We start from the raw sequence: 26937 nt of genomic DNA on the forward strand, positions 1-26937 counted from the left end.
CTGGATATTTAGTCGAAGGAAACCTTTCCGCGGCCCTTCTTGATGTCGGATCGTCCGGATTTAGCCTTGAGGCGGCGTTCGACCGAGCCTTTTGTCGGCCTGGTCTTCTTGCGCGGCGGCGGCGGTGGTTCGGCTGCCTTGGCAATAAGCGCGATCAGCCGTTCGCGGGCGTCCTCGCGGTTGCGCTCCTGGGTGCGGAAACGATTGGCTTCGATCAGGATATCGCCGTCCTTGGTGCCCTTCTGTCCGGCGAGCTTGAACAGCCGCGACAGGATATCCTCGGGCAGGCCGGAGCGGGCGGCGTGAAACCGCAGCTGCACGGCGGTGGAAACCTTGTTGACGTTCTGGCCGCCGGGTCCGGAGGCACGAATAAAACTCTCCTCCAGATCGTCTTCACGGATCGTCAGGCGATTGGTGATGCGGATGATGTTCCGGTTCTCTTCCATGACGAGGAGATATACTGCTTTGTATCCCTTATACAAAAGAAAAACCCGGCCTTTCAGCCGGGCTCTCCCTCCTCCTCAGGATGGTAAAAGCATGTCTCCAAAAAGTGGAAACCGGTTTTTGGATAAAGACATGCGTAGAAAAAGCTATTCCGCGGCGATGCGGATCGCTGGGGCCGCGTCCTTCACCTCATGATCGACATGGCTTTCGAACTTCTCGAAATTCGTGACGAACATGTCGACCAGCTTCCTGGCCTGCGCGTCATAGGCAGCCTTGTCGGCCCAGGTCGAACGGGGATCGAGGATGGATTTGTCCACGCCCGGCACTTCGACCGGAACCGCGAAACCGAAATTCGGATCGATGCGGAACTCGGCATTGTTCAGCGAGCCGTCGAGCGCGGCTGCAAGCAGGGCGCGGGTTGCCTTGATCGGCATGCGCTTGCCGGTGCCATAGGCGCCGCCTGTCCAGCCGGTATTGACCAGCCAGCAATCAACCTTGTGCTCGGCGATCAGCTTGCGCAGCAGGTTGCCGTATTCCGAAGGATGGCGCGGCATGAACGGTGCGCCGAAGCACGTCGAGAAGGTTGCTTCCGGTTCGGTCACGCCCTTTTCCGTGCCCGCCACCTTTGCGGTGTAACCGGACAGGAAGTGGTACATGGCCTGTGCCGGGGTCAGCTTGGCGATGGGCGGCATCACGCCGAAGGCATCGGCGGTAAGCATGATGATGTTCTTCGGCTGGCCGCCCTTGCCCGTCTTCGATGCGTTCGGAATGAAGTCGAGCGGATAGGCGCAGCGGGTGTTTTCGGTCAGCGAGCCGTCGTCGAAATCCGGCTGGCGGTGTTCGTCGAGAACGACATTTTCCAGAACCGTGCCGAAACGCTGCGTGGTCGCATAGATTTCCGGCTCCGCTTCGGCGGACAGGCGGATGGTCTTGGCGTAGCAGCCGCCTTCGAAGTTGAAGATGCCGTGTTCGCCCCAGCCGTGCTCGTCATCGCCGATCAGCGTGCGGGTCGGGTCGGCGGAAAGCGTGGTCTTGCCGGTGCCGGACAGGCCGAAGAAGACGGCCGTGTCGCCATTCGGGCCTTCATTGGCCGAGCAATGCATCGGCATGACGCCCTTGGCAGGCAGAATGTAGTTGAGTGCGGTGAAGACCGACTTCTTCATTTCGCCGGCATAGGAGGTGCCGCCGATCAGCACGATCCTGCGGGTCAGGTCGACCGCGATCACCGTTTCGGTGCGCACGCCATAGCGTTCCGGATCGGCCTTGAAGGACGGCAGGTCGATGATCGTCATTTCCGGCACGTAGGAAGCAAGTGCTTCCTGCTCCGGGCGGATCAGAAGATTGCGGATGAACAGCGAATGCCAGGCATATTCGGTAATGACGCGGGCATTGATCTTGTTGTCGGCATCGGCGCCGCCGATCAGATCCTGAACGAACAGCTCCTTGCCCTTCGCATGTTCGATGAAATCGGCATGAAGCAGGTCGAAGGCCTCGCGGCTCATCGGCTTGTTGTTGTCCCACCAGACGTGATCTTCGGTGTCGGCGTCGCGCACGACGAACTTGTCCTTCGGCGAGCGGCCCGTGTGCTGGCCGGTGCGTGCGACGAGCGCACCCTGCGCCGACAGTTCGGCTTCGCCCCGGCGGACGGTTTCCTCATAAAGACGCGCTGGCCCAAGATTGTAAAAGACTGCGGAGAGTTCCTTCAGTCCTGAAGTGGCAATGGAAGCGGCCGTGTTGTGAATGCCGGTCTCTCTCATGATGTCTCCGCCGTGGTTTGACAATTGATCGGTCTCTTTTCGCGTCATCAGACTGAACGCAAAACAGAGGATGGCAGTCAGAAACAGATTAATCGTGGCAATTCAAATATTTAATCGATTTAAAATTTTTGAATTTTTTTTAAATCGGTTAACCTGTGTGTTATGAGCCGTTCGATTCCGGGAATGTCAGCCCTGCGGCCATTAACCAAACGGCGATTCGGTGAGACGCAGTTCCACTGCTTCTTGGGGTGCCGCCACATTTTGTACCTAATTTGTACTGCACAAGCAGGCGCATTATACTAGTATCGACGCCGAACCGGACGTTCGATCCAGGAATCCGCCAGTTTCTGGCGGCCGAAAGACGAAAAACGTCAGACGTCACCGGCTGGAGATACCGGTCGGCTTAGTTGAAGGAGAAAGGTTCGCATGAAGGAAGCCTCGGCAACGCAGACAATTGCGCTGGTCGACGACGACCGCAACATCCTGACCTCCGTGTCCATTGCGCTGGAATCGGAAGGCTATCGGGTTGAAACCTACACCGATGGCGCATCCGCGCTGGATGGTCTGATGGCGCGTCCGCCCAATCTTGCGATCTTCGATATCAAGATGCCGCGCATGGACGGCATGGAGCTTCTGCGCCGCCTGCGCCAGAAATCCGACCTGCCCGTCATCTTTCTGACCTCCAAGGACGACGAGATCGACGAGCTTTTCGGCCTCAAGATGGGCGCGGATGATTTCATCACCAAGCCGTTCTCGCAGCGCCTTCTGGTGGAGCGCGTCAAGGCGGTGCTTCGCCGGGTTGCCGCACGCGACGGTACGGCCAAGCCGACCGGGCAGCAGGCAAAGTCGCTTGAACGCGGCCAGCTGGTCATGGATCAGGAACGCCACACCTGCACCTGGAAGGGCGAACCGGTCACGCTGACGGTCACCGAATTCCTGATCCTTCATTCGCTGGCGCAGCGACCGGGTGTGGTGAAAAGCCGTGACGCCCTCATGGATGCGGCCTATGATGAGCAGGTCTATGTGGATGACCGTACCATCGACAGCCATATCAAGCGCCTGCGCAAGAAGTTCAAGGCGGTTGACGACGATTTCGAAATGATCGAAACGCTCTATGGCGTCGGCTATCGCTTCCGCGAGGCCTGATAGATAATTGCATATCGCCAGTCCGAGAGGCCTGGCGGTAGCTTAATGAGAGCAGACAGGCGACATGGTCGCAGAAACCCGGAACGACGGCCTCGTCGGCCAGAAATCGGATTTGCGCGAACGCAGGGCCCGGCGGCAGCGCTCGGTGTTCTGGCGTCGCGTCTTTGCGCCCCTGCGCAAGTTTCTCGGCCAGTATCTGTTCTCGAGCCTGACGCGCCGCATCCTGTTTCTCAATCTGGCGGCGCTGGCGGTTCTCGTTTCCGGCATTCTTTATATGAATCAGTTCCGCGAGGGGCTGATTGACGCGAAGATCGAAAGCCTGCTCACGCAGGGCAAGATCATCGCAGGCGCGATCTCGGCTTCTGCGACGGTCGACACCAATTCGCTGATGATCGACCCGGAAAAGCTTCTGGAACTGCAGGCCGGACAAAGCCTGACGCCCTCGCCGGATTCCCCGGATAACTGGGAGTTTCCCATCAATCCGGAAAAGGTCTCCCCGTTGCTGCGCCGGCTGATCTCGCCCACGAGCACGCGCGCGCGCATCTATGATCGCTATGCCAACATGCTGCTCGATTCGCGCGCGCTCTATTCGCCGAGCTTCCCTTCGGCGGGACCGGTGCTGCGCTATGACCTGCCGCCGATCGAGGAAGAGACCCCTTCCATCTGGGAACGCGCCGGAACATGGATTTCGCACCTGTTCTACGGCGGCGGCCTGCCGGTCTATCAGGAACAGCCCGGCGGCAACGGCCTCGCCTATCCGGAAATCGTCAAGGCGCTGGCCGGTTCGCCGCAAACGGCGCAGCGGCGCAACGAAAAGGGCGAGCTGGTCGTCTCCGTGGCCGTGCCGATCCAGCGTTCGCGCGCAATCCTGGGCGTCCTCCTGCTTTCCACTGAAGGCGACGATATCGACAAGATCGTGCAGGCCGAACGCATGGCGGTTTTCCGCGTGTTCGGCGTCGTGTCGCTCGTCATGGTCATCCTGTCGCTTTTCCTCGCATCGACGATTGCAAGCCCGCTGCGCAAGCTGTCCGCCGCCGCCGACCGCGTGCGCCATGGCGTGAAAAGCCGCGTCGAGATTCCCGATTTCTCCGAACGCCAGGATGAAGTCGGCCATCTTTCCACGTCAATCCGCGAGATGACCGATTCGCTTTATACGCGTATCGAGGCCATCGAAAGCTTTGCCGCCGATGTCAGCCACGAGTTGAAGAACCCCCTCACCTCGCTGCGCAGCGCCGTCGAAACGCTGCCGCTGGCCAAGACCGAGGAGTCGCGCAAACGGCTTCTCGACATCATCCAGCACGACGTTCGTCGTCTCGACCGCCTGATCACCGATATTTCCGATGCCTCGCGTCTGGATGCGGAACTTGCGCGCGAACATATCGACCGCGTGGACATGAAGACGCTTCTGACCAATCTCGTCACGGCAGCGCGCGAAGTGCGCCGCAACAAGGTCGGGACGGAGATCGTCTTCAATACCGGCAAGCTGCCAGCTGGAAAGAAGGGTTTTTATGTTGCCGGTCACGACCTGCGTCTCGGCCAGGTGGTGAGCAACCTGATCGAGAATGCCCGTTCCTTCGTCCCCGACGATACGGGCCGCATCGTGGTGACGCTTTCCGGCGAAGGCAGCCGCCTGCGTGTGCTGGTCGAGGATAACGGCCCCGGCATTCCGATCGAAAATATCGAGCGTATCTTCGAGCGCTTCTATACGGATCGCCCGGCATCCGAGGCTTTCGGACAGAATTCCGGTCTGGGGCTTTCGATCAGCCGCCAGATCATCGAGGCGCATGGCGGCACGCTGACGGCTGAAAACATCGTCGATCCCGCAAAGCCCGACCAGTTCAAGGGCGCGCGTTTCATCGTCGATCTGCCGGCAAGCGCATGACGCCGGAAGAGGAAAAAAGCGGACTTCACGCGACGACGCTTCAGGTGCGGGGTCGCGGCGTCATGATCCTTGGGCGCTCGGGCGCGGGCAAGACGGAGCTTGCGCTGACGCTCGTTGAAAGAGCGCTCCTGCGCGGCGAGGCGGCATCGCTGGTTGCCGACGACCGCACATTGCTTCATTTGGAAGACGGCAGGCTGGTCGCCAGTGTTCCCGCAGCCCTCGCCGGTGGCGTGGAGATTCGCGGCGCGGGGCTTTTCAAGGTGGCTTTCGTGGAGGCGGCGCCGCTTTATCTCGTCGTCAGGCTTGTGGATCGTGACGAGGCGGAACGCTATCCGAGCGGCGAGACATGGGAATTCGAAGGCGTTTCGCTGCCCCGGCTTCTTTTGCCGGCTTTATCGTCGAACGGTGATTCCAACGCGCTTTCGCGGGCCATCGAGGCCAGTTTGTTCTACGAAAAAATGGCCTTCGGACGACGGGTGAAGCGGGCTTCGTTACGAATCGATTAATATTTCGCCGCACTGCGGCATTTTGCTTTTTTCATGGCAACGTGGGAATTTTTCACTTGCTATCAAGATTTGCGCTGCCAAGATGCACAACTCGCCGGCGTTTTTCCGGCGTGGTTTCAGTGCCATCTGACACTCTGGCGGGGTGATGCGGCGGGCACGCGACGGGAGCTTTTATAGTATGATCGGACTCGTGCTTGTCACGCACGGAAGATTGGCCGAAGAGTTTTTGCATGCTGTCGAGCATGTAGTCGGGCCGCAGGACAATTTCGAGACCGTATGCATCGGTGCCGAAGACGATATGGAACAGCGTCGGCGTGATATCGTTGACGCGGTGGAGCGCGCCGATAACGGCAGCGGGGTCATCATTCTGACCGATATGTTCGGCGGTACGCCGTCCAATCTCGCCATTTCCGTCATGAAGGAAGGCAAGGTCGAAGTCATCGCAGGTGTCAATCTGCCGATGCTGATCAAGCTGTCGAGCGTGCGCATCGGGGGCGACATCAAGACGGCGCTGCGCGAGGCGCAGGATGCGGGGCGCAAATACATCAATGTTGCGAGCCAGGTCCTGACAGGAAAGTAATTCATGCACTCCAGCGTGCCCGTTACCGGCCAATACGAACCCGAAACCGCAGTTTCCCGATCCTTCGAGATCGTCAACAAGCGCGGCCTTCATGCCCGCGCCTCGGCCAAGTTCGTGCAGCTGGTCGATGGCTACAATGCACATGTCCGCGTGAGCAAGGACGGCATGACCGTGGGCGGCACCTCGATCATGGGCCTGATGATGCTTGCCGCATCGCCCGGCTGCTGCATTGATGTGCGCGCTTCCGGCGAGCAGGCCGATGCCGTGCTCGACGCGCTCCAGACGCTCATTGCCGACAAGTTCGGCGAAGAATGCTGAAGCACGAAACCGCTCCCGCCGTGGAAAATCTCCACGATCCGGTGGCCGTTTTCGATGCAGGGATCGGTAGTTACGCGCTGGTTGAACTGATAAGGCGCAGCCAGCCGCAGCGCGACATCATCTATTTTGCCGACCGGGCGAGTTTTCCTTATGGCGCCAAAAGCCGCGATCAGCTGCTTTCGATCATGCGTCATACGATCCGCTATCTGACCGGCCTTGGCGCGCAAACCATCGTGCTTGCTTCCAATGCGCCCTCGGTCATGGTTCTCGACGCCCTGAAAAGCGAATTTGCCGTGCCGGTCTACGGTGTTGCGCCGCCGGTTCGCGCCGCATTTGCGGCAAGCCGCAGCGGCAAGGTTGCGGTCATGGGCGTGCGCTCCATGATCGAAAGCGAAGAGCTCGCGCGCTTTGTCCGGGCCGAGGCCGACCGTCCGGAGGACGTTGCCCTGATCAATGCGTCGGCGATGGTGGAACTGGTGGAAAACGGCGCTTTTCTTCGGCAGCCGGGTGAGACCGGGCAGAAGGTCGCCGCATTCTGCGATGAGATTGCTGCAAGCCACCCGCGCATCGACACGCTGACCCTCTCCAGCACCCATCTGCCATGGCTGCGATCGTTCTTCGAGACCGCGCGTCCAGACTGGCGGTTTCTGGACCCCGCAGACGATGTAATCGCCGCGCTCCCGCAACCCCTGGGCGGTTCAGGCCGCACGGTCGCCCTTGTCACGGAAAGCGACGCCTATCCCGTTTCCGGGTTTCGCCGCATGCTGGAAATATTGCAGGTCGATCTTCCTTTGACGGTCGTCGATCCCGCATTCGGCAAACCTGCCTGATATGCACGTATAAAGATTTCTTTATATTGCGTTGTGCTTCGGCCCGCAATCTGCTAGTCAGATCGCCAGCCGGAGCGCTTTCCCGCATGGAAAGCTGCCCCACATTGGAATGCAATTCCGGTGGCTGATTACATCTTTATCGAGCTGGAACTGCCTTTTATTGGAGCACGCGATGACCGCAAGCCAAGATTTTGTCGTCAAGGATCTTAGCCTGGCCGATTGGGGCCGCAAGGAACTCGACATCGCAGAAACCGAAATGCCGGGCCTGATGGCTGCCCGCGAGGAATTCGGCAAGTCGCAGCCGCTGAAGGGCGCGCGCATTTCCGGATCGCTGCACATGACGATCCAGACCGCCGTTCTGATCGAAACGCTGCAGGCGCTTGGCGCACAGGTCCGCTGGGCTTCCTGCAATATTTTCTCCACGCAGGATCACGCAGCCGCCGCGATTGCCGCAACCGGCACGCCGGTTTTCGCCATCAAGGGCGAGACGCTTGAAGAATACTGGACCTATACCGACAAGATCTTCCAGTGGCCGGACGGCGAACCGTCCAACATGATCCTCGATGATGGCGGCGACGCCACCATGTATATCCTCATCGGCGCGCGCGCCGAAGCGGGCGAGAACGTTCTGTCGAACCCCGGTTCGGAAGAAGAGGAAGTGCTTTTCGCGCAGATCAGGAAGCGCATGGCTGAAACGCCGGGCTTCTTCACGCGCCAGCGCGACGCCATCAAGGGCGTGACGGAGGAAACCACCACCGGTGTCAACCGTCTTTACCAGTTGCAGAAGAAGGGCCTCCTCCCCTTCCCGGCCATCAACGTCAATGACAGCGTCACCAAGTCGAAGTTCGACAACAAGTATGGCTGCAAGGAATCGCTCGTCGACGGCATTCGTCGCGGCACCGACGTCATGATGGCAGGCAAGGTTGCCGTCGTGTGCGGTTATGGCGATGTCGGCAAAGGCTCCGCCCAGTCGCTCGCCGGTGCAGGCGCGCGCGTCAAGGTGACCGAGGTCGATCCGATCTGCGCGCTGCAAGCCGCGATGGACGGTTTCGAGGTCGTGACGCTCGATGACGCCGCTTCGACCGCCGACATCATCGTGACCACGACCGGCAACAAGGACGTGATCACCATCGACCATATGCGCAAGTTCAAGGATATGGCGATCGTCGGCAATATCGGTCACTTCGACAATGAAATTCAGGTGGCTGCACTTCGCAACCTGAAATGGACCAATGTGAAGCCGCAGGTCGACCTCATCGAGTTCCCGGACGGCAAGCGCATCATCCTGCTTTCCGAAGGCCGCCTGCTCAATCTGGGCAACGCAACCGGCCATCCGAGCTTCGTCATGTCGGCATCGTTCACCAATCAGGTTCTGGGCCAGATCGAGCTGTTCACCCGCACGGACGCCTACAAGAATGAAGTCTATGTGCTGCCGAAACATCTCGACGAGAAGGTCGCCCGCCTGCATCTCGACAAGCTCGGCGCCAAGCTGACTGTGCTTTCCGAGGAACAGGCCGCCTATATCGGCGTCACTCCACAGGGCCCGTTCAAGTCGGAACACTACAGGTATTAACCATACATTAAGCATTGCACTACATGTTGAGACCGGGCGGTTGACAAGCCGCCCGGTCTTTCTTTTTGCGTGCAAGATGCTTCACGTGGATTCGCCGGAAGGGTATTGTGTAGGCGAATCAAGGTGTTTGAGCGGGTGTTTGCGTTGCGCGTTTTTTGCCGGTTGTGGCGGGAAGCGAGAGGACGATTCATCCCCGGAATACCTCAAAACGGGTTGGTCATCGTGCACTGTGGCGGCGTGCGTATGGTCAGGCTTTGATGTGTATTGAAGTGTTTTAATACGGCCAGTCTGCCTTTGCGGCAGTTTTCATGGCCGGGTGGCGGAGAAAAGGACAACATGCCAGAGTTCGGCGCAACGGGGATTTTGCGGAATGTTTCCGCAATCGTTACTGGCAGGCAATGGCGTCCTGCTGCCCTTGTTGCAAAGCCGCTTGGACGGCTTTCTCCGAAAAAGGCCGTGATGAAGGCTTCCGTTTCTCTTGCAACGCTTTTTGCTGCCATGCCCGCCTTCGCGCAAGGCGCGGAATCGACCCGCATCGCCCTGCCCTTCGGCGGCGGCAGCGTGGGCGCTTTCGAGGTCATCCAGTTTTCCATGTTCCTCGGCGTCATGGGCGCCGCTCTCCTTTCTGCCGGATGGCTGATCCGCGAACGGTCGCGCGTTGCCGCAGAAAACAAGGAACTGCGTTCCAAATTCGCCGATCTCAATCTCGTCGCCCAGCGCAATGAAGCCCTGCTCAACCTCAAGGATCAGCGCATCGTGGTCTGGGACGGCCACAGCACGCGCGCCGAGGTTGTCGGACTGCTGCCGGACGAAAGCGCCGCCCCGCAGGATCGTTCCGCCTTTCTGGCCTTTGGCCGCTGGCTCCGTCCGCAATCGGTCGTGGCGCTCGAGCGTGCCATTGGACTTCTGCGCGAACAGGCGCGGTCTTTCGATCTTACGGTTGAAACCGTCAACGGCACCTTGCTCGACGTGCGGGGACGCACTTCCGGCGGTTTTGCCGTTGCCCGTTTCCTCAGCCTCCAGGGCGTGCAGGCGGAACGCGCGGCATTGCAGGCGCAGAACCGAGAATTTTCCGAGCGTATCGAGCTTTTCCGCCGTCTTCTCGACCGGATCGACCAGCCGGTCTGGGCGCGCGATGCTGGTGGCCGCGTGGAGTGGGTCAATGCGGCCTACGCGCAGGCGGTCGACATGGCGGATGCAAGCCAGGTCATTTCCGAAGGACGCGAGCTTTTCGGGGCGCAGGCACGCCAGCGCCTGGAGCGCGACCGTTTTGCCGAGCCTGTCCTGCAGGAACAGCTGTCCGCTGTCGTGCATGGGGATCGCCGCCTTTTCAACGTGACCGATGTTAGCGCGGAAACGGGTTCCATTGGCCTCGGCGTCGATCTCACCGAAGTGCAGGCGGTGCGGGAGGAATTGAACCGCACGCTGAAAAGTCATGCGGAAACGCTCGACCAGCTTTCCACGGCAGTGGCGATTTTCGATCCCGAGATGAAGCTGCAATTCTTCAATCAGGCTTTTGCCAAGCTCTGGTCGCTCGATACGGCATGGCTGGAATCGCAGCCGAGCAACACGCTGATCCTCGACCGCCTGCGTTCGGAAGGAAAATTGCCCGAACAGCCGGAATGGCGCAAATGGAAGGATTCAGTGCTTTCCGCCTATCGCGCCGTCGAGCCGCAGGAACATATGTGGCACCTGCCGGACACGCGAACCATGCGCGTCGTCGCCAATCCGCATCCGCAGGGCGGCGTGACCTGGTTCTTCGAGAACATGACGGAAAAGTTCGAACTCGAAGGCCGTTACAACACGCTCATCAAGGTGCAGGGCGAAACGCTCGACCATCTGGCGGAAGCCGTGGCGGTGTTCGGCTCCGATGGCCGCATCCGGCTTTCCAACCCGTCCTTTGCCGATCTCTGGGCGCTGCCCATGCCGCTCATCGTCGAAGGCACGCATATTTCCTCTATCGCCAAGATCTGCAGCGAGCGCGGCGGCAACGGGCTGTGGGATGATTTCGTTTCCACCGTCACCGGCTTCCTCGACAAGCGCGACGGGCGCATGGGGCAGGTGGAACTGGACGATGGCACCATTCTTTCCTTTGCTGTGGTGCCGCTGCCCAAGGGCCAGACCATGCTGACCTTCATCGACGTCACCGACACGGTGCGCGTCGAACGGGCGCTTAAGGAAAAGAACGAGGCGCTGGAACTGGCCGACCAGATCAAGAACGATTTCGTCCAGCACGTTTCCTACGAGTTGCGTTCGCCGCTCACCAACATCATCGGCTTTACCGAACTGTTGCAGACCCCGGCTTTCGGATCGCTCAACGAACGCCAGATAGAATATCTCGACCATATCAGCACCTCGTCATCGGTGTTGCTGACCATCGTCAACGACATTCTCGATCTTGCCACCGTCGATGCGGGCATCATGGAACTGGAGGTCGGCGAAGTTTCCGTCGTGGAAGCGATTTCGGCTGCCGCCGCACGGGTAGGCGAGCGGATGCGCGACCACGATATCGGTCTCGATATTGATATCGCCGACGATGTGGACGTGTTCAAGGCTGATGCCAACCGCGTCCGTCAGGTGCTTTTCAACCTCCTGTCCAACGCTACGAACTATGCGCCGGAAGGCTCCAGCATCCGGCTGCAAGTGGCGCGAGAAGGATCGGAAATCGTTTTCGCGGTCCACGATGACGGTCCGGGCATGCCGGGCGAGGTGCTCGATACGGTTTTCAAGCGTTTCCAGTCCTATCCCAATGGCGGTCGCCGCCGTGGCGCCGGGCTCGGACTTGCCATCGTCAAGAGCTTTGTCGAACTGCATGGCGGATCGGTGGATATCGACACGGGTTCCGGTCGCGGAACAACGGTGATTTGCCGTTTTCCATCGGAAACACGCAGCTTCCGCATCGCCGCCGAATAAGATAAAGGGTGCCCATGAGCGCCTCACAATCCAGCATCAGCTATTTCTTGCCCGACGAAACCGCAACGCAGCGTTTTGGTGAAGATTTCGCCCTTGCGCTTCAAAAGGGCGATCTTGTCACGCTTTCCGGCGATCTGGGGGCGGGAAAATCCTCGCTTGCCCGTGCGATCATCCGGGCAATCGCTGACGATGAAGGGCTGGACGTTCCAAGCCCGACTTTCACGCTTGTGCAAAGTTACGAGGCCTTGCGGATTCCGGTCGCCCATGCCGATCTTTACCGTATTTCGCACGGCGAAGAACTGGATGAGCTGGGACTGCCGGAATTTATGGAGGATGGTGTGGTTCTGGCCGAATGGCCGGAGCAGGGCGAGGGTTTTTTGCCGGAACCGTCTTTTGCCGTCACACTGAGCCATGAAGGGGCAGGGCGGCGCATTGCCGTGTCGGGACCTGCAGCTGCCATCAGCCGTCTGGAACGTTCGCGGGCCATTCGGGCATTTCTGGACGGCCATGGCCGTTCCGATGCGACGCGTCGTTATTTCCAGGGAGATGCTGGTCCACGCAGATATGAGCTTATCGCAAGTGCCGCCGATGATGTCGAAGTTCTCATGAACGCGCCAGCGATGCCGTATGATCCGCCGTTACGCAATGGCAAATCCTACCGCCAGCTTGCCCATATTGCTGAGAACATTCAGGCTTTCGTGGCAATTGATGGTTTGCTCGCAAAGCACGGTTTTCGCGCACCGCAAATGCGTGCCATGGATATAGATGCAGGGCTTTTGATCCTCGAAAATCTCGGAACCGAGGGCGTGCGGGCAGCCTCAGGCGAACCTGTTGCCGAACGCTACGAAGCTGCCGGGCGCTTTCTGGCACATCTGCACGGTATCACCTGGCCGGACCATGCGCCGGTTGCCGGCTATCCTGATCACATCATCGCCGGTTTTGACCGCGACGCGATGATGATCGAGGTCAGCCTGATCGGCCAGTGGTACGCGCCGCGCATGATGGGCAGGCAGCTGACAGAGGCAGAAAAGCAAGCTTTCGAGGCGGCATGGGGTCGCGTGATCGCCGATATTGCCGATGTCGAGAAGAGCCTGCTCCTGCGCGACTACCATTCGCCGAACCTGTTCTGGTTCCCGGAGGCGCAAGGCAGGGACAGGATCGGTGTCATCGATTTTCAGGATGCGATGATCGGGCCCGCAGCCTATGACGTCGCTTCGCTGGCGCTCGATGCGCGGGTGACGATTTCGCCGGAGCTGGAACAGGCCGTGGTCGCAGCCTATTGCGATGAGCGCCGTGCGCTCGGACATGCCTTCGATGAGGCTTCGTTCCGCAAGGCCTATGCGGCCATGGGCGCGCAGCGCAATGCCAAGCTGCTGGGGCTATTCGTGCGGCTTGACGAGCGTGATGGAAAGCCGGCTTATCTGGAGCATCTGCCGCGCATTCACGACTATCTCGGACGTGTGCTGAAGCATCCGGTCATGGCGCCTGTGGCGGCATGGTTTGAGGAATTGGGGTTGATGCAGCAGGAAGAGGCCCGCGCAATGAGAACGCCGAAAATGGCCCCGGAGAAGGCTATGGTTCTTGCCGCCGGTCTTGGCAAGCGCATGCGCCCCATCACCGAAACCATTCCAAAGCCGCTGGTCAAGGTGGCGGGCAAGCCTCTGATCGACTGGGGCCTCGAGGCGGCGGCACAGGCCGGTATTCGCACCGCAGTCGTCAATGTGCATTATCTGGCCGACCAGCTCGAAGACCATCTTCGGAACCGTAACGATCTGGAGATCGTGATTTCGGATGAACGCGACATGCTGCTCGATTCCGCGGGGGGCATTGTGAAGGCGCTGCCGATACTGGGAACGCAACCGTTTTTCATTCTGAATGCCGATACATTCTGGGTCGGTGATGAGAAAGCCCCCAACCTCACGGCGCTGACTGAAGCCTGGGATGCGGAGCGGATGGATATTCTGCTGATGACGGCGCGTCTCGATCAGGAAACCGGTTATGAAGGCAAGGGCGATTTCGTTGCCGACGATACCGGGCATCTGCGCCGTGCGCGTGATGTCTCCGGCGAGCCGGTGATCTATGCCGGAGCAGGGATCATCCATCCCCGCATCTTCAATGGCGCGGAGCCGGCCGTGTCCTCGCTCAATCGTTATTTTGATGAAGCGATTGCGGCGGGTCGCCTTTATGGTATGCCAATGACCGGGCACTGGCTGACCGTCGGCACGCCGGACGCAATCGGCGAGGCGGAGGCGGCGCTTACCGCATTCGCATAAGGAGGTGGAGCGCATGAGCGCACGAAGACCCAGAGATGGGAAACAGCGCCTGTTTTCAATTCCTCCCGGCACACCGTTTTTGCCAGCTTTTGCCAGGGCGCTTCTGGAAGGGCGGCTGGTCGAAGGTTTTCCCGGCAATCCTTCCGATCCGCTGGCGCTGGCCAATGCGACCATCTATGTGCCGACGCGCCGTGCGGCGCGTGCTTTGCGGTCCATTTTGGTCGATATAAATCCGGCTAAAGGACTTTCGGCAAAAGCGGTAAGCGGTTTTGCATTCGGAAATGCGTCGGAAAAAAAGAGCGCCATTTTGCCGACGATAAAACCGTTGGGCGATGTGGATGAGGACGCCGCTTTCTTCAATGCCGGTTCGTCAGGCGTGTTCGACATCAATCCGCCAATCGGCACGGCGGAGCGGCTTCTGCTTCTGGCGCGATTGATCCGCCCGTGGCGGGAATCGCTGCCCTCGCATGTGCGTGCCTTGTTTGGTGTTGACGATGTTTCCGTTCCGGCGACCACTTCCGATGCGATCTGGCTTGCCCGCGATCTGGCCGGCCTGATGGATCAGGTCGAAACCGATGGGGCGAAGTGGAGCGAGCTTGCGACGATTGCCCCGGAAGACCTCGCCGACTGGTGGCAGGTCACGCTTGGCTTTCTCAATATCGTCACCAATCTCTGGCCGGACATTCTGGCGGAGCGCAAGCTTTCAAACCCGGCTGCGCATCGCAACGATCTCATCTGGAGCGAGGTTAAGCGGCTGCGCACCCATCCGCCCGCTGGTCCTGTCATTGTTGCCGGTTCCACCGGTTCCATACCCGCCACTGCGGAACTGATTTCCGCCATTGCGGAACTGCCGAATGGCGCGGTGGTGCTGCCGGGGCTGGATCGCGACCTCGACGATGCAGCCTGGCAGCTGCTGGCATCGGCAACCGACAATCCCTCGACTTACGGTCATCCGCAGTTCGGTTTGCGCAAGCTTCTGGATGCAATGCAGACCTTGCGCGAAGATGTGGAACATCTGGATGACATGCCCGCCTCCAAACGCCTGCGCGAGCGGGTGGTGAGCGAGGCGCTGCGCCCGGCGGAAACGACCGATGCGTGGGGCAAGCTCGATATGGAGGCGGACAGCCTGCACGCTGCCGCGCAGACGATCGACCTGATCGAAGCCGCCAATGAGCGGGGAGGAGGCGCTGGCCGTCGCTCTCGCCTTGCGCGATGCGATCAATGAAGAAGGCAAGACGACCGCGCTCGTCACCGCCGACCGCAATCTGGCGCGGGCGCGTGGTCGGCGAACTGGCCCGCTTCGGCATCGATGCCGACGATTCCGGCGGTCGGCATCTGCGCGATGTCGAAACCACGACATTGCTGCGCCTGCTGGTCGAGACGGTCTTCAATCCGGGTGATCCGGTTGCCCTGCTGGCGCTGGTCAAGCATCCGCTGCTGCGGCTGGAAGCTCCCCGTATCGAACGACGCCTTGCCGCCGAAACGCTTGAACTCATCGCTTTTCGCGGCGGAACGGGCCGGGCCTCCGTGCTCGATCTTCCCGCATTTTTCGACCGGCGGCTGGAGGAAAGCGCCAGCCAGACGTGGCAACCGGCATGGCATGACACGGTTACGCCGGACATGATCGCGGCGGCACGAAACCTTTGCGAAAGCCTGTCGAAAGCCGTGGCGCCGCTCGCCCCTTTCGTTATCGCCGGACGCCGAACCGAGATCGGCGAAATCGCGCGCGCCACCGTCGAGGCGCTGGAAAATCTTGCCCGGAACGAAAAAGCCAGCGTCGCGCCATTTTATTCCGGGGAACGGGGGGAACAGCTCGCCGCCTTTTTGCGCGGTCTGGTTTCAAGCGAAGCCGGGCTTGATTTCGAAGCTTCGGAATGGCCAGCCGTGCTGGATGCGCTGATGGCGGGCGAGACTGTCAAGCCGCATCCGGGCGGTCATCCGCGTCTCTTCATCTGGGGTGCGCTGGAAGCGCGCCTGCAAACCATGGATACGGTGGTGATCGGCGGTCTCAATGAGGGAAGCTGGCCTGCCCGCACCCGTAACGATCCGTTCATGTCGCGTCCGATGAAGTCGATGATCGCGCTCGATCCGCCCGAACGGCGCACCGGCCTTGCCGCCCACGATTTCCAGATGGCGCTGGGCATGGATCATGTCGTGCTGACGCGCTCGCAGCGTTCCGACAATGCGCCCACGGTTGCCTCGCGCTGGCTGCAGCGGCTTGAAACGGTGCTGGGTGCCGATGTCACTGCGCAGATGCGCAGGCGCGGGTCACGTTTCATCCAGTGGTCACGCGAAATCGACCGGGCCGAAGACGTGCCTTTCGTGAAAAGGCCGCAGCCCGCTCCTCCTGTCGCTGCCAGGCCGAAGCATTTTTCGGTGACGGAAATCGAAACGCTGCGCCGCGACCCTTATGCGATCTTCGCCAGGAAGATATTGAAACTGCGGCCGCTGGAGCCTCTGATTCGCGACCCGGCGGCGGCTGAACGCGGCACCTTGTTCCACGATATTCTGGGTCATTTCACGCAAGAGGCAATCGATCCGCTGGCGCCCGATGCCGCCGACCGCCTGATGGAACTCGGTCGCATTCTTTTTGCCGATATGGACCTGCCGACGGAAATCGAGGCTGTGTGGTGGCCACGCTTCACGGCGCTCATCCCGCAATTTCTGGCCTGGGAGCGCGAGCGCGCCTATAATGTCCAGACCCGGTTTGCCGAGATTTCGTCGGACAAGCGCGAAGTGGAAGGGCTCGGAATCACGCTTTCGGGCCGTGCTGACCGTATCGACCTAATGCGTAACGGGACCGCCGAAATCATCGATTACAAGACCGGCTCGACACCGTCGCCCCGACAGGCCCATGTGCTGCTGTCGCCGCAGCTGGCGCTGGAAGCCGCACTTCTGGTGCGCGGCGCGTTTCGGGAACTGGGTTCGGTCCGTGCTTCGGACCTCACCTATGTGCGCCTCAAGGCGGGCGGCGAGGTGAAGCCGGAGTCGATCCTCAAGATCGGACGACCGCCCTCGGAGAAAACCGCACCGGCGCTTGGTGAGGAATCCTGGCAGCGGCTGGCGCAATTGCTGGCCGAGTATCAGAAGCCGGAAAAAGGTTATCTTTCCCGTGCACTGCCATTCCGTGAAACCGACCTGACAGGCGATTACGATCATCTGGCGCGGGTGCTGGAATGGTCTGCCGGTGGCGATGCTGGCGGGGAGGGCGAGGCGTGAAGAAGAAGCTCCATATTCCGCCGGAAACATTGTTTGCGCAGGGCAGGGCCGCGGATCCGGCGGCTTCCGTCTGGGTGTCGGCCAATGCGGGTTCCGGCAAGACGCATGTTCTGACGGAACGGGTTATCCGCCTGCTGCTGGAAGGCACGGACCCTTCCAAGATTCTCTGCCTCACCTATACCAAGGCGGCGGCGGCGGTGATGCAGAACCGCGTGTTCATGCGGCTTTCCGAATGGGCCGTCTTGCCCGACGAAGAACTGACCGAACGTCTGAAATCACTGGAAGGCCGCAGACCGGGCGATGCCCGTCTGGCGGCGGCAAGACGGCTGTTCGCGCGTGCGCTGGAAACGCCGGGCGGGCTTAAAATCCAGACCATCCACGCTTTCTGTGAAGCGATCCTGCACCAGTTCCCGCTTGAGGCGAACATTGCCGGTCATTTCGAGATGATGGATGATCTGATGCAGGCCGCACTCGTCGGTGAAGCACGACGCCAACTGCTCGAAACCGCGCATGGCGGCGGCGATATGGAACTGGCGGCTGCCTTCGCCGATGTCTTGCAGGCAGCGGGCGAGATGGGCCTGCAATCGCTTCTCGAGGAAGCCGTAAGCCGGCGCAATGGTTTGCAGACCTATATCGCCGAACTGGGCGTACCGCCACATCGCAGCGAAGCTTTGCACCGGGCATTCGGCTTTGACCCCCAAACCAGCGAGGACGATCTCCTCGCCGATCTCTGGCCGATACCGGAATTTTCCGACGATGCGCTCGATCTCATCATGTCGATCCAGAAGGGCGCGTCGCGTGCGCAGGATTTTGCGCTGCAACTGCGCCGTTTCGACAAGGTGACGGGCCAGCGCGACCGCGAAGCCGTGTTGCGCGCAGCATTTCTCAAAAGCACGGGCGAGCCTAAATCCGGCTCCTATGTCTGCTCGGCGGCGGTGAAAAAACTTCTGCCGGATTTCGAGGAGGATTTCGACGCGGCGGCGGCGCGTGTCGAACAGGGGCTCGACCGGTTGAAGGAATTGCGTCTGGTGCGGCTCAATCTGGCCGCGCTGACGCTGGTCGACAATCTGCTGCAACGCTATCACGATCTCAAACGAAAGCGCGGCCTGCTCGATTTTGAGGATCTCATCACCCGGACCGTGGCGCTGCTTGCCCGCAACGGGGCAGGGCAGTGGGTGCAATACAAGCTTGATCGCGGCATCGACCATATTCTGGTCGATGAGGCGCAGGATACCAGCCCCGACCAGTGGCAGGTGATCCGCATGTTGTCGGAGGAGTTTTTCTCCGGCCTCGGCCAGCGCAATATCAGCCGCACGCTCTTTGCCGTCGGTGACGAAAAACAATCGATCTATTCGTTTCAGGGCGCAGTGCCGGAGGATTTCGCGGCGCAGGGACGTTCCGTCAGTCTGCGCGCGGAAGATGCGGAGCTGAAATTCGAGCGCGTCAGCCTCAATTTCTCGTTCCGCTCCGCTCCCGATGTTTTGCAGGCGGTGGACGAGGTTTTTGCCAGGCCCGAGGCCCATCGCGGCCTTGCGGGCGCAACGGTGCATGAAGCCATTCGCGCCGATGCGCCGGGCGAGGTGGAAATCTGGGACATGCTGACGCCGGAAGAGGTGGAAGAGCCCGATGACTGGCGAGAGCCTGTCGATCATCTGGCGGCGCCTGCTGTGCGGCTCGCGGATCAGATCGCGGCCACCATTCGCCATTGGCTGGATAGCGGCGAAATTATTCCGGGCCAGAACCGGCGGATCATGCCGCGCGACATCATGGTTCTGGTGCGAAAGCGCGACCAGTTCATGCCCGCCTTGTCGCGTGCACTGAAAAACCTGTCCGTCCCCGTCGCAGGCGCCGACCGCTTGCGGCTCACCAGCCATATCGCCATTCAGGACCTGATGGCGCTCGGTCGTTTCGTGTTGCAGCCTTCGGACGACCTTTCGCTGGCATCGGTTCTGAAAAGCCCGCTGTTCGGCTGGGATGACGATCAGCTTTTCGAGCTTGCCCACCCGCGAGGCTCAAGCCTCACACTGTTCGAACGGCTTTATCAGGTCTCGCGTGGCGATGCGGCGCTGGCCGAGGTGCACAAGACCCTGAGCCGCTGGCGCAATATGGCCGATACCATGCCGGTGTTCGAATTCTATGCGCGCATATTGAGTGCGGATGGTGCGCGACGAAAACTTCTGGCCCGGTTGGGGCCGGAGGCTGGCGACATCATCGATGAATTCCAGAATTATGCGCTTTCCGCGGAGCGCGCCGGTCTGCCGGGCTTGCAGGCATTCCTTGAAACGCTGGATGCGGCATCGCCGGAAATCAAGCGCGAACTCGATCAGGGCCGCAATGAGGTGCGCATCATGACCGTCCACGCCGCCAAGGGGCTGGAAGGGGCGGTGGTGTTCCTGGTCGATCCGGGAAGCGCGGTCTGGACCGGCAGCCGCGCGCCAAAGCTCATTCCCTTTGATTTTTCAGACGGCAATCCGCCGGTGAAAGGCTATCTCTGGCAACCCAATGCCGGTTACCAGACCGGGTTCACGGCAGCGCAGATCGATAAGCTGAAGACACGGGCCGAGGAAGAATATCGCCGCCTGCTTTATGTCGGCATGACGCGGGCCGAGGATCGCCTCATCATCTGCGGCTATCGCGGCGCGCGCGAAAGCGGCGAGACATGGCATCGTCTTGCCGAGGATGCGCTGGCCGCCAAGGCCGAGACATTCGTGCATCCCGTGCTGAAACTTGCCGCACGGCGCTATCGCAACACGCCGCGCGGAATGGTCGAGATTGTCGATCAGGACAAGACCGAGGATCATGCGCTGCCTTCGCTGCCGCGCGATTATTTGCGGCCGATAAAGCCGGAAACCGGATTGCCGCGCCCGCTGGCGCCATCGGGCGCGTCGGCCCTGATCGAAGCGGACGAAGAACCGCCGCTCGATACGTTTTCGCCGGTTCTGGGACCGGGCAACGGGTCGCCTGCCTTTGCGCTGCGGCGCGGCACGGCGATCCATATGCTGCTGCAATATCTGCCCGATGTGCCACAGGCCGACCGCGAAACGCTTGCGCATGACTATCTTGACCGCATCGCTGCCGACTGGCCCGAAACGGAACGGCAGATGGCATGGCAAAGCGTCAGGACTATTCTCGACGACCCGACCTACGCGCCGGTATTTGCACAAGGCTCACGCGGGGAAGTTGCCATCATGGGCACGATCGAGCTTGGCGGGCGCGATCATGCCGTGTCAGGCCAGATCGACCGCATCAGCGTCGGCGAGAACCGGGTGCTGATCGTCGATTACAAGACCAATCGACCGCCGCCGAAAACCATCGATGCGGTTCCTTTTGCCTATCGGGCGCAGCTTGCGCTTTATCGGGAATTGCTGGCTCCCCTCTATCCGGGGCGGATTGTCGAAACGGCGCTTCTGTTCACCGAAGGTCCGTTTTTGATGCCGTTGCCGGATGCGATTCTGGACGAGGGCGTTGCAGTCACTGAAAGACTCTCAAGTAAAGGTGACGAACCAGAACTTGACGGATGGCAGCAGACACGCCACATGATATAGCGAATAAAGAGCGGAATGTGTTGTGAGTCTGGAAAGACGTCTGCCGTTCTTGGAGAGAAAAGAGGATAGCCCTATGGCAACCGTTAAGGTCGATAACAGCAATTTTCAGTCGGACGTTCTTCAGTCCAGCGAGCCTGTCGTGGTGGATTTCTGGGCGGAATGGTGCGGTCCCTGCAAGATGATCGCTCCGGCTCTGGACGAAATCGCGACCGAAATGGCCGGTCAGGTCAAGATCGCCAAGGTCAATATCGACGAGAATCCGGAACTGGCCGCGCAGTTTGGCGTGCGTTCGATCCCGACGCTTCTGATGTTCAAGGACGGTGAACTCGCCGCAAATATGGTCGGCGCTGCTCCGAAGAGCCGCCTTGCCGACTGGATCAAGGCTTCGGCTGCGTAAAACAGCATCATAAAACGAAAAAACCCGGCCTTCGAGCCGGGTTTTTGCTTATTGGGGTGGTGTGCCGTTGTCTCGCAGGACTTCACCCGCAAGGTAAAGCGATCCGCCGATCAGGATACGGGGCGGCACTTCATCCGGGGGCCAGGTGTCGCGCAGAAGTTTCAACGCATTGGCAACCGAATGAACGGGCTCCGCCGAGAGATTGGCCTTCTGCGCTGAAACCGCCAGCTCATCATTGGGAATGCCCGCATCGCTGGACGGGATCGGCACAGTGAAAACGTGCCGCGCCATGCCGGAAAAGGCTTCGAAATAGCCGACCGGGTCCTTGGTGTTGATCATGCCGGTGATGAGGAACAGCGGGCGTGCATTACGCTCCTCCAGATCGCCGAAAGCTTCCGCGATCACTGCGCCTGCACCCGGATTATGACCGCCATCGAGCCAGATTTCGGAGGCTGCCGGAGCCATGTCGACGAGCGCTCCGTGGGTCAGCCGCTGCATGCGTGCTGGCCAGTCCACCACCATCAGCGCCTTTTCCACCGCCTTGTCGGTCAGGCTGAAACCAGCCATCTGCACGGCCTCAATTGCAGCTGCGGCATTGGAGATCTGGTGGCGTCCCGGCAGGCGCGGCAATGGCAGGTCGATCAGGCCGTCCTCGTTCTGGAACACCATGCGTCCGTGTTCCTCGAAGGCGAGGAAATCCTGTCCATAGACCGAAACCGGACAGTCGAGCCGGTCCGCTGTCGAGACAAGCACTTCGCGCGCCGCATCGAAGGGCTGGAAGCCGACGACGACCGGGCAATCCTTCTTGATGATGCCGGCCTTTTCGGCGGCGATAAGCTCCACACGGTCACCGAGATAGGCCTGATGGTCGATTGACACCGGCATGATGAGCGAGACGGCGGGATCGGTAATGACATTGGTAGCGTCGAAACATCCGCCGAGACCGACTTCCATGACGACGACATCGGCCGGATGCTCGGAAAAGAGCACGAAGGCGACCGCCGTCAGGATTTCGAAAACGGTGATATGCTGCCCGTCATTGGCGGCTGCAACACGCTCTATCGCGTCGGCCAGAACATCGTCGCTGACCAGCCTTCCGCCTCCGGGCGCCGCCAGACGATAGCGCTCGTGCCAATGGACGAGATGCGGCGAGGTGTGGACGTGAACGTCGAAGCCGCCTGCTTCCAGAAGTGCGCGGCAGAAAGCCGTCGCCGATCCTTTGCCATTGGTTCCGGCAATGTGGATGACCGGCGGCAGCTTCTGGTGCGGATTGCCGAGCTTTTCCAGAAGACCGCGGATGCGGTCGAGGGAAAGGTCGAAGCCCTTTGGATGCAACTGCATAAGCCGCTCGATTGCGGCGGCGGCTTTTTCTGTCACGATCAGGCTGCCTTGCCGTTAGCTTCCGTCTTCTTGCCGTCCGGAGTATCGCTGTTGGCGGGCTGCTTGGTCATGATCTTGAGCAGGCGCGCAATCGTGCTCTTCAGTTCAAGGCGTGAGACGACCATGTCGACCATGCCATGTTCCATGAGATAATCGGCGCTCTGAAAGCCTTCCGGCAGCTTTTCGCGGATCGTCTGCTCGATGACGCGCGGCCCGGCAAAGCCGATCAGTGCACCGGGTTCCGCGATGTGGATATCGCCCAGCATGGCATAGGAGGCCGTCACGCCGCCCGTGGTCGGATTGGTCAGGACGACGATGTAGGGCAGGCCGGCTTCTTTCAGCATTTCCACCGCAACCGTGGTGCGTGGAAGCTGCATCAGCGACAGGATGCCTTCCTGCATACGCGCGCCACCCGAAGCGGCGAACAGGACCATCGGGCGCTTCAGCTCGATAGCCTTTTCAAAGCCCTGGATGATCGCTTCGCCGGCGCCCATGCCGAGAGAACCGCCCATGAAGCCGAAATCCTGAACGGTGGCGACGATCGGCAGGCCTTCAATGGTGCCGATGCCGTTGACGATGGCGTCGTCCATGCCGGTGCGGGTGCGGTAATCCTTGAGACGGTCGATATATTTCTTCTCGTCACGGAATTTCAGCGGATCGACCGGCACTTTCGGCGCTTCAAGCGTGGTGTATTCGCCATTGTCGAAGAAGAAACGCAGACGGTCCTTTGCCTTGATGCGCATGTGATGGCCCGAGGACGGGATCACGAACTGATTGCTCTCAAGGTCCTTGTGAAACACCATTTCACCGGTCGACGGATCCTTGATCCAGAGGTTTTCCGGCATTTCACGGCGGCCGAGCATCGAATTGATCTTCGGACGAACGTAGTTGGTGATCCAGTTCATGACGTTTGGTTCCGTTTCTTGTTCTTCGGCAAAGAGCTTGTCAGGCGCTTAAATGGACGATTTATTGGGCGGCTTCAAGGCGTGTGGCGCGCACGCTCTCTGCAAGAGCGTGGACAAGCCGGGTTGCGGCGGCGACTGGATCGCCCTTCGCCTTGCCGTTTTCGTCCAGTTCACCGGCAATCGCGTTGACAATCGCCGTGCCGACGACGACGCCATCGGCATGGGTGGCGATGGCTGCTGCCTGCTCCGGCGTCTTGACGCCGAAACCGACGCAGATCGGCAGGTCAGTGCTCTTCTTGATGTGGCGCACGGCTTCGCCGACCTTTGCCGTATCGGCAATGGCTGATCCGGTAATGCCGTTCATCGAGACGTAATAGACGAAGCCCGATGAATTGTGCAGCACCTTCGGCAGACGCTTGTCGTCGGTGGTCGGCGTGGTGAGGCGAATGAAATTGATGCCGGCCTTCATGGCAGGAATGCAAAGCTCGGCATCCATTTCGGAGGGAAGATCGACGACGATCAATCCGTCCACGCCGGAGGCCTTGGCGTCGGTCAGAAAACGTTCCACGCCATAGATATAGATCGGATTGTAATAGCCCATCATGACGATCGGGGTGGTGTCGTCTTCCTTGCGGAATTCTGCCGCCATGTGCAGCGTCTTCGCCAGCGTTTGCCCGGCATTAAGGGCGCGCAGGCCAGCGGCCTGAATAGCGGGGCCGTCTGCCATCGGATCGGAGAAGGGCATGCCCAGTTCAATCACGTCCGCACCGGCCTTCGGCAGGGCCTTCATCACCTTGAGCGAGGTTTCCAGATCGGGATCGCCGCCCATGAAATAGGTAACGAGCGCCGGACGGCCCTCGGCCTTCAGTTCAGCGAATTTGGTGTCGATGCGAGTAGTCATACCGTGCCCCGTGGCAAAGTGCGCGCCAGATAGTCGGCAACGGGCTTGCCCGCCATCGCCGTTTCCATCCATGCGCGCCGTTCAAAGTCTATGATTCCGAGTTCCCACACGCAGGCCATCAAAAGCGGCTGTGCGGGCATGAATTCCACCTCGTCGCCGAGTTCCGACTGCCAGAGGATTTCCGTCGCGATGCCGCCCTCAAGCCACCAGTGCAGGAGCAGCCACAGGCCTTCCTCGCCTTGATGCAGAATGGCGAAACCCACGCCCAGATGTGGCAGCGCGGCCAGTTTTTCAGCGGCGGTCTCGATCTGTCTGCGGGCGAGGCCGACAGCGGCTTCCGCGACAGGGTTGGCCGGATCGGCTTCGATGATATTGAGCTTGATCGTCGCCGGACCGCACGTCGCCAGACCGTCGAACCATGCGGCACGCGGCTTGTAGACGGAGATTTCGGCGACGTCGCTCCCCATGTCAGATGTCCATGCCGAGAAGCTTGCCGACCGTGTGGACATCCTTGTCGCCACGACCGGACAGATTGACGATCATGACCTGATCCTTGCCCATGGTCGGGGCCATTTTCACGGCCTGCGCGATGGCATGGGCGGATTCGAGCGCCGGGATGATGCCTTCGGTGCGGGTGCACAGCTGGAATGCGTCGAGCGCCTCATCATCGAGGATCGGCACATAGTCGACGCGCCCGCTGTCCTTGAGCCAAGAATGTTCGGGACCTACGCCCGGATAATCGAGACCAGCAGAAACGGAATGCCCTTCGAGAATCTGGCCGTCATCGTTCTGGAGAAGATAGGTGCGGTTGCCATGCAGCACACCGGGACGGCCGGCGCTCATCGAGGCGCAATGTTCCTCCCCGTCGAGACCGCGTCCGCCTGCTTCGACGCCGACGATCTTCACGGAGGCATCGTCCAGGAACGGATGGAACAGGCCGATGGCGTTGGAGCCGCCGCCAACCGCTGCCACGATCACGTCCGGCAGGCGTCCTTCCTGTTCGAGAATCTGCTGGCGCGCCTCATTGCCGATCACCGACTGGAAGTCGCGCACCAGTTCCGGATAGGGATGCGGACCGGCGGCGGTGCCGATCAGGTAATAGGTGTCTTCGACATTCGTCACCCAGTCACGCAGGGCTTCGTTCATCGCGTCTTTCAGCGTGCCGTTTCCAGCGGTGACGGGCTTCACTTCGGCACCGAGCAGCTTCATGCGGAACACGTTCGGCTTCTGGCGCTCGACATCCGTCGCGCCCATATAGACGACGCAAGGCAGGCCGAAACGCGCTGCAACGGTGGCAGACGCCACGCCATGCTGGCCAGCGCCGGTTTCGGCGATGATGCGGGTCTTGCCCATGCGCTTGGCAAGCAGAATCTGGCCAAGGCAATTGTTGATCTTGTGGCTGCCGGTATGGTTCAGGTCTTCGCGCTTGAAGTAGATTTTTGCGCCGCCCAAATGCTTCGTCAGGCCTTCGGCATAATAGAGCTTGGAAGGACGACCGGCATAATAGGTGGAAAGAGCGGAAAGCTCAGCCTTGAATTCAGGATCGTTCTTCGCCGTTTCATAGGCTTCCTGCAATTCGAGGATTAGCGGCATCAGTGTTTCGGCAACGAAGCGTCCGCCGAAAATACCGAACATGCCCTCTTCGTCGGGGCCTGTCTTGTAGGAATTGGGTTCAACCGGCTTGTTCAACGCTTTCGCTCCGTCATTTCAGGCTGTCTGCGGGCGTCAGCGACAGCCCGGAAAAAATTCTCGATGAGACGCACATCCTTTTCGCCGGGCGCGCGCTCGACGCCGGACGATATATCGATACCCGGCGCCTGCGTCTTGTGCAGCGCTTCGGCGATATTGTCCGCATTCAATCCACCGGAAAGCATGTAATCGATATCGGCGTCAAGCGCAGCCAGAAGTTCCCAGTCGAATGACACGCCGTTGCCGCCCGGAAGGTCCGATCCCTTCGGCGGCTTGGCGTCGAACAGAAAGCGGTCGGCTATGCCCTTATAGGCTGCAATCGCGGCAAGATCGCTGGCTTCACGCACCGAAAAGGCCTTCATGACCGGCAGGCCATAACGCGCCTTGATGAAGGCGACCCGTTCCGGCGTCTCATGACCGTGCAACTGAAGAATGTCGGGCTTCACCGCTTCCACGATCTCATCCAGGGTTTCATCGTCGGCGTCGACCGTAACGGCGACGGCAAGCGCTCGTCCCTTGACCGCATCGCGCAAGCCTGCCGCTTTCTGCGGTGTTATATGGCGCGGGCTTTTGGGAAAGAAGATGAAACCGATATGCGTCGCACCGCCGTCGAGGGCGGCGGCAACGGCGTCGGGGGTTTTAAGCCCGCATATCTTGATATCGAGAACCATGGTTTTCC

Annotated in this window: 17 protein-coding genes and 3 pseudogenes; 12 read left to right on the forward strand and 8 right to left on the reverse strand. The window is 60.3% G+C overall.

Annotated elements, in window-relative coordinates; genetic code table 11:
* Positions 1–8 precede the first annotated feature (8 nt).
* Together arfB and OINT_RS11950 are read right to left on the reverse strand one after the other, a co-directional pair.
* On the reverse strand, positions 9–446 hold the full coding sequence (arfB, locus tag OINT_RS11945; RefSeq protein ID WP_006472525.1) for an alternative ribosome rescue aminoacyl-tRNA hydrolase ArfB: 438 nt from the start codon (positions 444–446) through the stop codon (positions 9–11).
* 144 nt (positions 447–590) lie between these two features.
* Positions 591–2201 (reverse strand): phosphoenolpyruvate carboxykinase, encoded by a 1611-nt coding sequence (locus tag OINT_RS11950; RefSeq protein ID WP_006472524.1) that lies wholly within the window; start codon positions 2199–2201, stop codon positions 591–593.
* Between the two features lie 426 nt (positions 2202–2627).
* On the opposite strand from OINT_RS11950, the gene OINT_RS11955 reads away from it, so the two are divergent.
* From OINT_RS11955 to trxA, 12 genes and pseudogenes are all read left to right on the forward strand, one after another.
* Positions 2628–3347, forward strand: a complete 720-nt coding sequence (locus OINT_RS11955) for a response regulator transcription factor (RefSeq protein WP_006468074.1) — start codon at positions 2628–2630, stop codon at positions 3345–3347.
* A 64-nt stretch (positions 3348–3411) separates the two neighbouring features.
* Positions 3412–5229, forward strand: coding sequence for a stimulus-sensing domain-containing protein (locus OINT_RS11960; protein WP_006468075.1), 1818 nt, complete (start codon positions 3412–3414; stop codon positions 5227–5229).
* Positions 5226–5709: pseudogene (locus OINT_RS11965) on the forward strand (HPr kinase/phosphorylase). The gene OINT_RS11960 and the pseudogene OINT_RS11965 overlap by 4 nt, the downstream one beginning before the upstream one ends.
* Before the next feature lie 204 nt (positions 5710–5913).
* Positions 5914–6315 carry a PTS sugar transporter subunit IIA gene (locus tag OINT_RS11970; RefSeq protein WP_006472522.1) on the forward strand — a complete coding sequence of 134 codons (402 nt, stop codon included), beginning with the start codon at positions 5914–5916 and terminating at the stop codon, positions 6313–6315.
* A 3-nt stretch (positions 6316–6318) separates the two neighbouring features.
* On the forward strand, positions 6319–6633 hold the full coding sequence (locus tag OINT_RS11975; RefSeq protein WP_006468078.1) for an HPr family phosphocarrier protein: 315 nt from the start codon (positions 6319–6321) through the stop codon (positions 6631–6633).
* The gene (locus tag OINT_RS11980) at positions 6627–7463 is read left to right on the forward strand and encodes a glutamate racemase (RefSeq protein ID WP_006468079.1); all 837 of its coding nucleotides are present in this window, start codon (positions 6627–6629) and stop codon (positions 7461–7463) included. Before OINT_RS11975 ends, OINT_RS11980 begins: the two co-directional genes overlap by 7 nt.
* 172 nt (positions 7464–7635) lie before the next feature.
* The gene (gene ahcY, locus OINT_RS11985) at positions 7636–9036 is read left to right on the forward strand and encodes an adenosylhomocysteinase (RefSeq protein ID WP_006472521.1); all 1401 of its coding nucleotides are present in this window, start codon (positions 7636–7638) and stop codon (positions 9034–9036) included.
* A gap of 459 nt (positions 9037–9495) precedes the next feature.
* Complete coding sequence (locus OINT_RS11990; RefSeq protein ID WP_230350315.1) at positions 9496–11949, forward strand: PAS domain-containing sensor histidine kinase; 2454 nt, start codon at positions 9496–9498, stop codon at positions 11947–11949.
* A 14-nt stretch (positions 11950–11963) separates the two neighbouring features.
* Positions 11964–14222 carry a tRNA (adenosine(37)-N6)-threonylcarbamoyltransferase complex ATPase subunit type 1 TsaE gene (gene tsaE / locus OINT_RS11995; RefSeq protein WP_080556941.1) on the forward strand — a complete coding sequence of 753 codons (2259 nt, stop codon included), beginning with the start codon at positions 11964–11966 and terminating at the stop codon, positions 14220–14222.
* 13 nt (positions 14223–14235) lie between these two features.
* A pseudogene (gene addB, locus OINT_RS12000) lies at positions 14236–17441 on the forward strand (double-strand break repair protein AddB).
* A pseudogene (gene addA / locus OINT_RS12005) lies at positions 17438–20981 on the forward strand (double-strand break repair helicase AddA). The pseudogenes addB and addA overlap by 4 nt, the downstream one beginning before the upstream one ends.
* A 78-nt stretch (positions 20982–21059) precedes the next feature.
* The gene (trxA, locus tag OINT_RS12010) at positions 21060–21383 is read left to right on the forward strand and encodes a thioredoxin (protein ID WP_006473274.1); all 324 of its coding nucleotides are present in this window, start codon (positions 21060–21062) and stop codon (positions 21381–21383) included.
* Between the two features lie 48 nt (positions 21384–21431).
* Here the strand turns inward: trxA and OINT_RS12015 are convergent, their stop codons facing one another.
* The 6 genes from OINT_RS12015 to OINT_RS12040 form a co-directional block, all read right to left on the reverse strand.
* On the reverse strand, positions 21432–22724 hold the full coding sequence (locus tag OINT_RS12015) for a bifunctional folylpolyglutamate synthase/dihydrofolate synthase (RefSeq protein ID WP_172491111.1): 1293 nt from the start codon (positions 22722–22724) through the stop codon (positions 21432–21434).
* Between the two features lie 38 nt (positions 22725–22762).
* A complete protein-coding gene (gene accD / locus OINT_RS12020; protein ID WP_006468087.1) occupies positions 22763–23668 on the reverse strand; it encodes an acetyl-CoA carboxylase, carboxyltransferase subunit beta in 906 nt (301 codons plus the stop codon).
* Between the two features lie 61 nt (positions 23669–23729).
* Complete coding sequence (gene trpA / locus OINT_RS12025) at positions 23730–24569, reverse strand: tryptophan synthase subunit alpha (RefSeq protein WP_006468088.1); 840 nt, start codon at positions 24567–24569, stop codon at positions 23730–23732.
* Positions 24566–25036, reverse strand: coding sequence for a hypothetical protein (locus tag OINT_RS12030; RefSeq protein WP_006473272.1), 471 nt, complete (start codon positions 25034–25036; stop codon positions 24566–24568). The genes trpA and OINT_RS12030 overlap by 4 nt, the downstream gene beginning before the upstream one ends.
* Before the next feature lies 1 nt (position 25037).
* Positions 25038–26258, reverse strand: coding sequence for a tryptophan synthase subunit beta (gene trpB, locus OINT_RS12035; RefSeq protein ID WP_006468089.1), 1221 nt, complete (start codon positions 26256–26258; stop codon positions 25038–25040).
* Positions 26255–26929 (reverse strand): phosphoribosylanthranilate isomerase, encoded by a 675-nt coding sequence (locus OINT_RS12040; protein WP_006468090.1) that lies wholly within the window; start codon positions 26927–26929, stop codon positions 26255–26257. The genes trpB and OINT_RS12040 overlap by 4 nt, the downstream gene beginning before the upstream one ends.
* Positions 26930–26937: the final 8 nt, after the last annotated feature.

This window comes from Brucella intermedia LMG 3301, from assembly GCF_000182645.1.
In the GTDB taxonomy this organism is placed as follows: Bacteria; Pseudomonadota; Alphaproteobacteria; order Rhizobiales; family Rhizobiaceae; genus Brucella; species Brucella intermedia.